At 42.2% G+C, this 12314-nt stretch carries 9 protein-coding genes; 1 reads left to right on the forward strand and 8 read right to left on the reverse strand.

Annotated features, from left to right (window positions below; translation table 11 throughout):
- Window positions 1–7: 7 nt before the first annotated feature.
- Genes IJI01_RS09325 through IJI01_RS09335 form a run of 3 tightly spaced genes read right to left on the reverse strand, consistent with a single transcriptional unit; the run spans window position 8 to window position 5394 of the window.
- Window positions 8–2488 (reverse strand): adenosine deaminase, encoded by a 2481-nt coding sequence (locus IJI01_RS09325; protein ID WP_292189203.1) that lies wholly within the window; start codon window positions 2486–2488, stop codon window positions 8–10.
- Window positions 2489–2542: 54 nt separating this feature from the next.
- Complete coding sequence (locus IJI01_RS09330) at window positions 2543–3571, reverse strand: RluA family pseudouridine synthase (protein WP_292189205.1); 1029 nt, start codon at window positions 3569–3571, stop codon at window positions 2543–2545.
- 41 nt (window positions 3572–3612) lie between these two features.
- On the reverse strand, window positions 3613–5394 hold the full coding sequence (locus IJI01_RS09335) for an MATE family efflux transporter (protein WP_292189208.1): 1782 nt from the start codon (window positions 5392–5394) through the stop codon (window positions 3613–3615).
- A 240-nt stretch (window positions 5395–5634) separates the two neighbouring features.
- Between IJI01_RS09335 and IJI01_RS09340 the strand changes: the two genes are divergently transcribed.
- Window positions 5635–6915, forward strand: coding sequence for an endo-1,4-beta-xylanase (locus tag IJI01_RS09340; protein WP_292189212.1), 1281 nt, complete (start codon window positions 5635–5637; stop codon window positions 6913–6915).
- Window positions 6916–6978: 63 nt separating this feature from the next.
- On the opposite strand, the gene IJI01_RS09345 is transcribed toward IJI01_RS09340, so the two are convergent.
- The 5 genes from IJI01_RS09345 to IJI01_RS09365 form a co-directional block, all read right to left on the reverse strand.
- Window positions 6979–7956: a pyruvate kinase gene (locus IJI01_RS09345; RefSeq protein WP_292189215.1), complete on the reverse strand. Its 978-nt coding sequence runs from the start codon at window positions 7954–7956 to the stop codon at window positions 6979–6981.
- Window positions 7949–8677: a hypothetical protein gene (locus IJI01_RS09350; RefSeq protein ID WP_292189218.1), complete on the reverse strand. Its 729-nt coding sequence runs from the start codon at window positions 8675–8677 to the stop codon at window positions 7949–7951. Before IJI01_RS09350 ends, IJI01_RS09345 begins: the two co-directional genes overlap by 8 nt.
- A gap of 476 nt (window positions 8678–9153) precedes the next feature.
- Window positions 9154–9519: a DUF1667 domain-containing protein gene (locus IJI01_RS09355; RefSeq protein ID WP_292189220.1), complete on the reverse strand. Its 366-nt coding sequence runs from the start codon at window positions 9517–9519 to the stop codon at window positions 9154–9156.
- A gap of 55 nt (window positions 9520–9574) precedes the next feature.
- The gene (locus IJI01_RS09360) at window positions 9575–10843 is read right to left on the reverse strand and encodes an NAD(P)/FAD-dependent oxidoreductase (RefSeq protein ID WP_292189223.1); all 1269 of its coding nucleotides are present in this window, start codon (window positions 10841–10843) and stop codon (window positions 9575–9577) included.
- 5 nt (window positions 10844–10848) lie between these two features.
- Window positions 10849–12288, reverse strand: coding sequence for an NAD(P)/FAD-dependent oxidoreductase (locus IJI01_RS09365; protein ID WP_292189225.1), 1440 nt, complete (start codon window positions 12286–12288; stop codon window positions 10849–10851).
- Window positions 12289–12314 lie beyond the last annotated feature (26 nt).

The following is a 12314-nucleotide window of genomic DNA, read 5'->3' on the forward strand; positions in this document are numbered from 1 at the left end:
TTATCATCTATTTTTCAGCACCTGCTGGCCTTAAATCTCCGTACTCTTTTTGGAGCTTTCTAAGGATCTTCACAAGGGTTGTTTCTTCATCAAAAAGATATACATAGCCGTGAAGTGACTGGGCTTTCTGCCTAAGAGTCTTGCAGTGGTTCCAGACAAAAATCGCTGCTTTACCTTTTCCGTTTCTGGCTTCCTGAATAAGGTTTGCTCCTGCACTGTTACCATCAAAAGCAACAACCATGGACGGACGTCTTTCAAAAATCTCGTAGTTAAAACTCTTATATATTCCCATTCCTTCAGCTTCAGTTGATACTCTGATGATCACACCAGCTTTTTGAAGCTTTTCAATTTCCTTAGGACTAATCAGTGCCGGAACAACCGCATATATCCTGAAGTTCTTTTTGTTATGTTCTATCAGGTATTTCTCGTACCCTCCAAGCTTATGTCCTATTACAAAACATACTTCATCAGGATTAAGGAACTTAAGAAGTTCATCAAGCTGCCTGATTGCTGCATCTGTCATCCTTGTAGCTCTGTTTTCTGTATTAAAGCTTCCGCCCATGAGAATAATCGGGAAACGGTCCCAGGTTATTTCTGAGATCTGGTCTTTAAGCTCTGCATTAGCATCAAGACGGATTTCTGCTTTCTTACTGGTTCTTGAAACCTTAACAGTCTGCATCTTTTCAAGAAGTACATCCTCCATGTCTCTGCCATTTAAAAGCTTGGCAAAGGATGCCTTCTTATCGGAGTAGGCCTGTCTACTCTTTTCTATACTGGTGCTCTCTGTCTCCTTCATAAGGCGAAGATCATTCTCAGACAGATTAAGGAGTTTTTCCAAAGATAGCTGCTCATCCAGGGAAGTAGTACCATAGAGAGCTGCTCCATCAGTTCCCTCTACGCACTTGATTCCATGCTTCAAATACTCTTTAAGCGGATGCTTATCAAGAGAATTCAGGTTATTGAGTCTTACATTACTGGTTATCTGGAACTCCAGAACAACGTTATTCTCTTTTAACTCTTTGAGAACTTCTCTTCCCTTCTGTGATTTAAGCGAATAGGTGTAAAGGCCGTGACCAAGCCTTATTCTAGGCATCGGCTGTCCCTTTGAAAGAGAATCTCTAACACACTGTATTGAATGAGCTATATTGTCCCTAAGGCTGTCATTTTCGCCAGCATGAACTCTGATAACAAAGGTCGGATCCTTGGCGGCTATCTTGGCAAGCTCTTTAAATACAGGCTTGAGCACGATGATATCATTGATCTCTTCTCCTACAAAGTCGCAGCCTGCCACATATGGGTCAAGGGATGTAGCCTTCAAAACCTCAAGGTTCTGTTCCAGATAGTTCTCAGGAGTAACAGCATCCTTGATGATTGTAAGAGGAATCCTCCGCATAGCTGCAAGAAATCTGATCATAACTCCAGTTTCCCTGTAGATAGCAGGCATTACCTCATGAACCTGTCTGAGCATTTCAATAGACTCATACTTTTTAACCAGGGTTGTATCGCTGATTTCAGCGTATTCAACACCCTGTTTCTTATAATTTCTAGCAATCCAAAGGAGCTTATCCTGGAAAATAGTGTTATTTGTGTAATCTGGATTTTCCTTATCCTTCAGCATCTGCTTGAGGGTACTCTGTACATCTCTGTCAGGAATCTGGGATACGTTGTTAAACGGAATCTTCTCCTCACTCTCTTTTCCCTTGGCAAAGACATAGCGATATAGATACACCTTCTCAAGATTGGTAAAGACGGCCTGACCATCCCTGATAATTCCAAGTGAGCCACGTATCTTAACAATATTGAGCTCGGCATTATCAAGATTATTAAGGATAAGGTCAGCAAAGTTGATAAAGGTATTATCGTTGATCTTTCTGTCCAGATATTTGCCCTTAAGGTCGGAAGTCACAAACTGTCTTGCAACCTTTTCTCTCTGGGCATTTACCTTGATCCACTGCTCTGGTGTGAGCTCCAGCTCAAGCTTTTTGACATAATATAACGGGTAACGAATCTGATGGTAGATTCCAAGTGCGATCAGCACATCTGCCGGCAGATTGCCGTTCATGTGGGTATGCAGATCAGCTCTGAATTTGAGCTCTTTGGGAATATAGGTCTTGAAAAGAGTCTTGGACATATCTAGCTGATAGTCCTTGGTCTGACTCATAAGTGTCTTGGCAATAGCTGGGACCAGAGCCTTGGTCGTGACTCTTCCGTCAGGATAAATGGTGGCAACCTCCACATCTCCCAGCTTGAAAAGATATATTTCTTCGCAGTTAGCATTTATATAGCATGGAACCTCGCCCTTTATGATGAACTTGCCGTCCGTATCCTGCGACAGAGGCAGTTTGCAGGTTCTAGCCAGATTGCTTATAAGATTTCCAGAGTGATGATTAGGAGTTGCCAGGACGTAAAAGAGCTTATCCAGATCCTTGTACAGATTCACAACAATATCTTTTTCATTATCCAAAAAGAAAAATGTAAAGTATGTCATCAGTATTCCTCTCTGTAATCATTTGTGACTGTTGCAATATACTCATATAGCATATCAATTATCATCAAGTAATCTTCTCATATCTTGTGGTAAATCAGCTTTGATTTTAATCCTCTCACCTGATATAGGCTGATCCAGCTCAATGTAACCAGCGTGCAGAGCAGCTCTCGTCATCTCGTGGTTATCAGGTATCTCTTTGCCGTAGAAATTATCCCCAAGAAGCGGATGTCCAAGATGCGCCATGTGAACACGAATCTGGTGGGTTCTTCCTGTATCCAGCTGAAGTCTCACAAGTGCATAATCTTCAAACTGTTTCTCCACCTTGTAGTGAGTTATTGCTTCTTTTCCATCAGGATGAACCTCTCTTATCATGCGCTCATCAGGCCTTCTGCGTATAGGTGCATTAACTGTCCCCTGCGGCTGTTCAAACACGCCACTGCAAATAGCCAGGTATTCCTTGCGCCTTGACATGTTCTCTTTTTGCCCTGCTAAAAGAGCTGCTGCATGCCTGTTTTTGGCAAAGATGACAAGACCGGAAGTCTCACGGTCAAGTCTTCCAACAGTTCTAATAACATGGTTCTGACCTGATTTAATGTAATAGCCGGCAAGGTAGTTACTAAGTGAATCCTTGTAATGAGCATAGGATGGGTGCACCACCATATCTCCAGGCTTGTTGATGATTATTAGATCCTCATCCTCATACACTATATCAAGAGGTCCATCGGCTGGAACAATATCTCCTGCGTTATCATTGTCTTCATAGACTCTGACAATCAGCTCATCGTCAGGATTCAGCTTATCTATGAGCCTAATTGGAGCCATTTTTTCTTTTAACAACGAGTGTTCCTCAACACCATTACAATCCAATTGTTCTAAATTATGGCGAATGCACATCACTCCGTCATCAAACTGCTTGCATCTTGATATCTCGCGGCTTGAAAGCTTCATGATCTCACGCATTATATCGCCTGCCATTACAGCATCATCATTATCTGTCTTCTTTTTATCTGTGCTGACACTTGTAATTCTGTCCTTATCAGTCACCTTGTACGTATATCGTAGTTCTCTATAACCAGATTCCATTTCTACAATCTTTCTATTCGTATTTCATATATCATTCTAGCCTACATTTTGGTCTTTGCTCTGTCAATCGTAATTGTCAAAACATTAAGTCCCAGCAGATTCTGGTAATTAGTCTCATCCGCCAGTTTCATAACCATCTTTATTCCAATATTCTTTGTAGTATCTTCAGGTCTAAGCTGTTCTTTCATGCTAACCGGGTCAAATGGAATACAGTCATCTTTAATTCTCAAAAGAATACAATCGTCCTTGCTGACAACTCTTGTCTCTAGATAATGCTTTTTATTATCACTGGTAAAGCCATATTCTATGACGTTTCTGGCCATTTCCTCAAGACAAAGTGCTGCATACAAAGATACTTTATTATCATATCCCTGTTTCTTGCAAAAACCTTGAACAAGCTCTGCTGTGTTTGTTACATCTTCCATATTCGTAATACTAACAGCAAGCCTGTCTTCGTCTTTTACTCCAAAGCCATCATCAAATAATAGCCATTCGTTGACATTACGTGGTATACGACGCCAGTGGATAATAGCATAAACAGGATATACAAACGCTGATATTACTATTCCTATCGGTGTTGCCAGCCATACACCTAATATACCAATTATAGGTGCAAGTATTAGTGCTGGAAGTACAACACTCGCAAATCCATCTATTACAGAAAATGCATTTACGCAGGTGTTTTTTCCCATAGCCTGCAGATAGTTAGTCTCCACTTGAACAACCTGAATAAGCGGAATCGACGCAGCATAGATGATAAAGTACTGATGCGCTAATTTGAATACATTAGACGTAGGGTCTGCAAAGAATATCCTGACTACAGCCCCAGAAAGAAGCATTACAACAACTGCAATAATACATGACAATATCAGAACCTTCGTAAGTCCAAGCTTAATCAGCTCTTTTATCGAATCCCTATCTTCCTCGCCCACATGAACGCTTCCCAGGGTTCGAACTACTGTACCTGTTCCTAGGCACAATGCAATGAACAGTCCCCCAACCATGCCTAGAGCTGATTTAGCCGACATACCATCCTGTCCTGCTACATTAAGAATTATTCTATTTAAAACAACATCCCTAAACGAAAGGCAAAGTACAAGTAAAGCTCCCGGAAAGCCTATTTTTAGCATATTCCAGGCATCGCCCCAAAGTGCACTTCTAAAACTATATTTAAGCTGTGATTTTTTACCAAAATAATAGGTCACAAGAATAATAAAATATATCCAGTTGCATATAGAGGTAGAAAGCGCAAGTCCAAATATCCCCATATTAAACACAGCAACTAATGCTATATTCAAGGTAATATTGCAGATGATCATTGTAGCTATTCCAATGTAATTTCTTTTGCTCTGCCTCTCTAATTGTAGGAATGCCGCCAATTGCTGCGACATCATCATTGGGAAAACACCTATTCCATAACCTGATATATATGTGATAAGACTAGCTTTAAGTGTCTCATCTGCGCCGCAAAACGCAGCCACTGCTCCAGGGAAGACTAAAAGAATTGATGAAACTAAGATACTGATAATTGCTGTAAGATTAACAGTTAACGAGAATATCCCTGATGTCTTGTCGATATTTCCGCTTCCTATATATCTTCCACTCAAAACAGAGCTTCCACCCAAAAGGACAGAACCTGCAGCATTAAGTCCCAGCACAATTGCATAGAACAGACCTATTACTCCTACAGAAACAGCATCAATAAACCGTCCAGCTATAATACCGTCTACAATCGAATTAATAGAGCCCATTGCAACTACCATAATCTGAACTGGAAGAAGCTTAAAAAACAAAACACTACTCATCGAAGTTTTATTTTTCATATCATTCATTCTCCATTTTTCGCGTATACTATATCACTTTAATGATAACATAGAGCCCAGGCGACAATAATTAAGCTTTTGTGAAAAAAGAATTACACATTATTTCGCAAGAACAAGGAAAAACCTAGCAAGTAGTGATTGGCTCTACCTCGCGCTGCGGAATATAGTAATATTTGTCAGCTTGGATCAGATACTAAGACTCCGAGCGATTTATAGAAGGTATGGAGGATATTTACAGGTATGAAAAGAAAATGTGTATTAGCAGGAATTCTTGCTGCTACTCTTCTGGTGGGATGCGGGGGTCCCAATGCCGGAAATGCTGCAGCCGTAGAGAATTCAGCTACAGTTGCTGCTACTGAGGCTAGCAGTGCTGAAGAATCAGCTACAGCTGAGAACAGTGCTGATGCTGCAGAGGCTTCTACAGAAGCCGTTGAGGAATTCGTTGATGACGTAGCGCTTAAGGATCTCTGCGCTGACTACTTCACTCTTGGAGTTGGCATCAATGGAAGTGACCTTTTTAATCAGTGTCTTAATATTCCACAGTATATGGAACTTTCCAAGAAGCACTTTAACAGTGTTACAATGTCCAATCTCATGAAGAGCTGCTACATCCTTGATCAGATGGGATGCCAGAAGAATCTCGAGAGCGGTGATAAGGAGGTCGCTGTTTCTTTTGCCTCTATTGATCCTACACTTGAATGGTGCAAGGAAAACGGCATGAAGATGAGAGGCCACACACTTGTATGGCACACACAGGCGCCTAACTGGTTCTTCAGAGAAGGCTATACAGATGACGGCGACTATGTAGATAAAGAGACAATGCTCGCCCGTATGGAGAGCTATATCAAGCAGGTTATGACTCACTGTCAGGAAGAATATCCTGGAGTAATCTACTGCTGGGATGTTGTAAATGAAGCTGTTGACCCTGAAAGCGCTGATCCAGACAGCTTCTTCAAGTGCAGAACCAAGTGCGGTCAGGATCCTAACCCATGGTACGACACAATCGGACCTGAATATGTAGAGATGGCATTTACCTACGCTAGAAAATATGCTGCAGACGATGTTAAGCTCTTTTACAATGACTACAACACTTTCCAGGAGCCAAAAACTGAAGGAATCGTTGCTCTTGCAACTTCCCTCAATGAAAAAGGACTCATCGATGGTATTGGAATGCAGGGCTATTGGGGAATCAAGTACCCTTCAATCGATGAGATCAAGACAGCAATGACCAAGTTCGCTGAGCTTGGCCTCGAGATTCAGGTTACTGAGCTCTCTATCGGTGTTGATAAAGAAACTGACGCTGAATTCGAGAAGCAGGCAACAGCCTACGAGAAAGTATTCGAAATGTTCAAGGAAATGGACACTCAGGGTGGCGGCCCAGTTAACATCACCAACGTTACAGTATTTGGTCTTGTTGACCACTACCGCGACGGTGACCAGACAAACACTCGTCTCTTCGACAAAGACTACCAGCCGAAGGCTGCATTCAAAAAGGTCAGAGCTGTTATGGAGACATATTAAGATAATAGTAAAAGGACATGTGAATCACCTCACATGTCCTTTAATAATTTATCTGTCGATTTCTTATTCATCACAAGCAGCTTTTACTGTATTTACCATATATCTGATTACTTCTACAGGATAATCTCCTACGGCAGTCTCCCCAGTTACCATTACAGAACTTGCGCCGTCGATGGCTGCATTGTAGATGTCGCTTACTTCTGCTCTGGTGGGGACTTTGCTGTGTTCCATAGAGGCAAGCATCTGAGTAACTACCATGAACGGCATATTATGGGTGTTGCATCTAGCAGATATATCTTTTTGTATTTTAGGAAGATTCCAGAGTGGCACAGCATTTCCGAGGTCTCCTCTTGCTATGACTATCTCATCCGCATAATCAAAAAAACTTTCCAGATTCTCTACGCCTATTGTGTTCTCGATTTTGGCATATATCTTAATGTTCTGTCCGCCATTTTTATCCAGCACTTCTCTGACAGTTTTAAGGTCATCTGCGCTTCTGACGAAGGGCTGCATTACTCCAGTTACATTGTAATCAGCAGCTATTCGTATATTCTCCAAGTCGCTATCTGTTAGTGCTGGCATATCTACTGTTGCACCGACAATAGCTATGCTCTTTCTGCCAGAAAGCTGACCTCCACGAATTACCTTAAGTTTAGCGCTGCCACTATCAGCTTCAACAACCTTTGCCAGTATCTTGCCATCATCTAGAAGCACTTCATTTCCTGTTTTCATAGCCTCAAGAATTCGATTATCTACATCTATTCCTGCTGCGCCCAGAATAAACTCATCTTCTTCCTCAAGTATTACAGGAATATCAAGCTTTCCAATTCTTAGCTCCGGTCCCTGCATATCTATGAGTATCTTGGGCGAAACACCCGCTCTTTTGGCAGCTCTTTTTATGACCTTAATGCTCTCTTCGCAGTCTCTTAACATAACATGAGATAAGTTTATCCTGATTCCAGTCATGCCCAAAGAGAACACTTCATATAGTGTTTCCTCGTCCGTGCAGCTTGGTCCTAGTGTTCCAAATACATCAATCATTATCTACCCCTAGTATCTCTTTCATTAGCTTCTCGTACTCATCCATGGTTATCTTCTCACCTCTATAGGTAAAGTCGCTATTTTCATCATAGCTGTCATCATCACTATCCCAGTATTCTGCCGACAGTTCAAAAGAGTCAACTACTGCCCCTGTTCCGTCATATAGATCAAACCAGTATATCTGGCGGCCGCCATGGGATACATCTCTATGGGTGATGTATGTTCTACCCTCATATACTGTGTAACTGAGTTCACCTGCGGTTCCCTCTCCCTGAGCAAGGACATAAACTCCACCATCTCTTGCATCCAGGTACATTCCGCCATAGGGGCCATTCAAGATAAGCTCAGTCTCTCCATCATTATCAAGGTCTATCTTTTCATCGCTCACGCTATAGCTATCCCATTCTTCCGGATCCTGTGGAAGCTCATTGAACCAAACTTCATACTTGCTACCTTCGAAGTAACCTACTGCACTGATTTCTCCAGCAAGGAACTTGTCGTAGATTTCGTCGTTGCTTTCACCCTCGCTAATACTGTTTTCATCAGTGCTGCCAAGTTCCTTAGTCTCATCAGACATTTCTATAGCATCTACTGCTTCTATGGATTCAACATGCTCAAATGACGCTCCTAAGCTTGTCTCTTCCTGTACTTCCGCCTTATCTGCGCAGCCTGTAAGATATAGGATTAGCCCCAGGATTGTAATTAGTCTATATTTTTTCATAATTCATTCTGCTCCCATCAAAATTGGATCCGGCTTACCGGCATAATTGAATCTGTCTCCCGTTAATAATTGGCTCCCGCTAAAAATATGCTTCTGCTATAAATTAGCTTCTGCTATAAATTCGAACTATCTCATACTTTTTATATGTATTTTTCCCATGTAAAAAAGCATCAAAAGCATATAAAACAGGGCCGTTCTGCCGTTTTTATACGAAATCGCCACCCGTTTACAGAGGGAAAATACGTATAAAACAACCTATTATCCTATGTTTTATATAACTCCCCCCTCTTACAGGGTAAAAAAGAACGTATAAAACTCCTAGTATCTGGTAATTTTATACCTCAACCTCTTTTAGCAAGAAAAGAGAACATATGAGAGTCAGTAATATCCTAAGATTTATAGCATTTAAAACAAAAAAACGGTTCTTACTACCTTCAGTATAACTGATGTAAGCAAGAACCGTCCAATTAACTGTATTAAGCTATCTCAACATTTCTTGTAGCGATTACGTCTACGCCAGTTCCAGCAACGTCCTTGATAAGCACGTCTCCGATGTGAGCAGGAGCTGCAACACAAGCTGCATCGATATCCTTCATTACTTCGAATATCTTGTTCTTGGGAATATCGCTTGCAGTCTTGCAGGATACTCTCTCTTTATCACCGCCAGTAATCTTAACTGTACTGGTTACGATTCTGGTAGGGTTAACTACTTCTTTTCTGGCATATATATCGCCCTTAGGACAGGTGTTACCTGTAACTTCAGTAACTTCACCATTCTCCATGCTGACTGTCAGCATGCAGCCCATAGGACATCCTATACAAGTGAGTTCTCTTTTCTCCATGATATGTCTCCTTATATTTCAATACATAGCCATATTCTAATGGCTGCCTGATTTATCAATCTTTCTCAATCTTAATGGTAATCTTCTTAAGTCCGCTCTTCTCCTGGAGCTGAGTCTTACGAAGAACAATCTGCTCCATCTCACCAGGTGCCAGGATTCTCTTCTGGTTGTGCATTACTCTCTCATCATCGAAATAAACGCTGACAAAAGAATTCTTGTAAACATCACCAACTCTGAATCTGACTGTAAGAAGGTCATCCATTCTATCTACATTGATTGTGCTAGGAACTGTGTATCTGGCACCGTCAGTTGCTGTAACCTCGATAACCTCAGCATCTCCAGCTTCCTTGCAGCCATCATTTATGTACTTAACTGCGTTCTGACCTGCGCGCTTTGCTTCCTCAGAAACATAGTCAACAAGGTCGTGAACGTGAAGAACGTTACCACAGGCAAATACGCCAGGAATGTTAGTTTCAAGAGATTCGTTTACTACAGGGCCTGATGTTATAGGACTCATCTGTACTCCAGCAGCTCTTGAAAGCTCGTTCTCAGGGATAAGTCCACAGGAAAGAAGAAGTGTATCGCATGTATATCTTTCTTCTGTACCTGGAATTGGCTTTCTGTCTGGGCCAACCTCAGCGATAGTAACAGCTGTCACATGCTCTTTTCCCTCAATATCAACTACTGTATGTGAGAGCTTAAGAGGAATTCCGTAGTCATCAAGACACTGAACGATGTTTCTCTTAAGACCGCCTGAGTAAGGCATGAGCTCTGCCACAACCTTAACCTTAGCTCCCTCAAGTGTCATTCTGCGTGCCATGATAAGTCCGATATCACCGGATCCAAGGATAACTACCTCTCTACCTGGCATGTAGCCTTCGATATTAACAAGTCTCTGAGCTGTACCAGCTGAGAAGATACCTGCTGGTCTGTAGCCAGGAATGTTCAGGGCTCCACGAGGCCTCTCTCTACAGCCCATTGCAAGGATAACTGCCTTGGCAGGAATCTGGAACATTCCATCTTCTCTGTTCATAGCTGTAACTGTCTTGTCCTCAGCAATGTCCATAACCATTGTGTTAAGCTTATATTCGATTCCAAGGTCCAGTACCTGCTTGATAAATCTGTAAGCGTACTCAGGACCTGTGAGCTCTTCTTTAAAAGTGTGGAGTCCGAAACCATTGTGAATACACTGATTCAGGATTCCGCCAAGCTCGTGATCTCTTTCAAGGATAAGGATGCTGTCATTTCCAGCTTCCTTAGCAGCTACTGCTGCTGCGAGGCCTGCAGGACCACCGCCAACTATAACTATATCGTATGTCTTCATGATCCTTATACCTCCCCTTTAGTTCTCTCAATGACGATATTTGACTTACCGCCGCTCTTAGTGATTTCCTCATAAGAAAGTCCAAGCTCTCTGTTGAGGATTTCCATTGTCCTTGGTGAGCAGAAGCCTGCCTGACATCTACCCATTCCAGCTCTTGTTCTGCGCTTAACACCATCAAGTGATCTTGCGCCAAGAGGTCTGTGAATTGCATCGAGGATCTCGCCCTCTGTGATTGACTCGCATCTGCAAACGATTGTGCCATAAGCTGGATTTTTTTTGATAAGAGCATTCATCTCTTCTACAGAAAGTCCCTCTGTTCTTGTGATGCCCTTTCTGGTTCCAATCCAGTTCTCTTTCTCTGTGAGATTCATCTTCTCTTTGAGCATATTTCCAACCATCTCGCCGATAGCAGGTGATGCAGAAAGACCTGGAGATTCGATTCCAGCTACATCTATAAAGCATGGAGCATCAGCAACCTCCTCGATCACGAACTCGTGTCTCTCGAGGTGTGCACGAAGTCCGGCAAAAGAGGTAATGACATTTCTCATTGGAAGATTTCTAACATTTTCAGAAGCCTTAGCTGTCAGCTCATCGATTCCCTGAGCTGTTGTAGCCGTGCCTTCTTTGTTCTCAATATCAATAGCTGTAGGACCTACAAGGAGGTTACCATGTACAGTTGGTGTTACGAGTACTCCCTTACCATACTTAGTTGGCTGAGGGAAAATAGTGTGTGAAACATATCCGCCAACCTGCTTATCAAGAAGACAGTAATCACCACGTCTCTCGATGATGTGCATCTTGTCAGCACTTACCATGTTGTGGATCTTGTCAGCGTACACACCAGCTGCATTTACAACGTATTTTGAAATGTATTCGCCGTTATTGGTTCTAAGGTGCCAAAGGCCATCCTCGCCCTTCTTGATATCCTCAACCTTAGTGTTGAATCTGAATTCTACGCCGTTAACGTTGGCATTTTCTGCCATAGCGATAGTGAGCTCGAATGGGCAGATGATTCCACCTGTTGGAGCAAAAAGAGCTCCCTCAACATTCTCAGAAAGGTTTGGCTCCATCTCAAGAGCTTCCTCTCTTGTAAGAATCTTAAGACCCTTAACGCCATTCTTAACACCTCTGTCATAAAGAGTCTTAAGACCGTCAAGCTCTTCCTTGTGGATGCATACTACCATTGATCCATTTCTCTTAAATGGGATATCAAGGTCCCTTGCAAGGTCATCCATCATCTCATTTCCGCGAACATTGAGCTTAGCCATGAGTGAGCCTTCATCAGCATCAAAACCAGCATGTACAATAGCTGAATTAGCCTTTGATGTTCCTTCGCAGACATCTTCGCACTTCTCAAGAACGCATACACTTGCGTTGTAGCGTGAAAGCTGTCTTGCAATCGCACTTCCGGATACACCGGCACCAATTACAATTACGTCAAACATAATAATCTCCTCTTCTACATCTATCT

Origin of the sequence: Butyrivibrio sp. (genome assembly GCF_017433805.1) — a bacterium.
GTDB lineage: Bacteria > Bacillota > Clostridia > Lachnospirales > Lachnospiraceae > Butyrivibrio.

Coding starts and splice junctions, on each gene's coding strand:
- IJI01_RS09325 (WP_292189203.1), bottom strand. CDS start 2,488: ATGACATACTTTACATTTTTCTTTTTGGATAATGAAAAAGATATTGTT.
- IJI01_RS09355 (WP_292189220.1), bottom strand. CDS start 9,519: ATGGAGAAAAGAGAACTCACTTGTATAGGATGTCCTATGGGCTGCATG.
- IJI01_RS09345 (WP_292189215.1), bottom strand. CDS start 7,956: ATGATTGATGTATTTGGAACACTAGGACCAAGCTGCACGGACGAGGAA.
- IJI01_RS09350 (WP_292189218.1), bottom strand. CDS start 8,677: ATGAAAAAATATAGACTAATTACAATCCTGGGGCTAATCCTATATCTT.
- IJI01_RS09335 (WP_292189208.1), bottom strand. CDS start 5,394: ATGAAAAATAAAACTTCGATGAGTAGTGTTTTGTTTTTTAAGCTTCTT.
- IJI01_RS09365 (WP_292189225.1), bottom strand. CDS start 12,288: ATGTTTGACGTAATTGTAATTGGTGCCGGTGTATCCGGAAGTGCGATT.
- IJI01_RS09330 (WP_292189205.1), bottom strand. CDS start 3,571: ATGGAATCTGGTTATAGAGAACTACGATATACGTACAAGGTGACTGAT.
- IJI01_RS09360 (WP_292189223.1), bottom strand. CDS start 10,843: ATGAAGACATACGATATAGTTATAGTTGGCGGTGGTCCTGCAGGCCTC.
- IJI01_RS09340 (WP_292189212.1), top strand. CDS start 5,635: ATGAAAAGAAAATGTGTATTAGCAGGAATTCTTGCTGCTACTCTTCTG.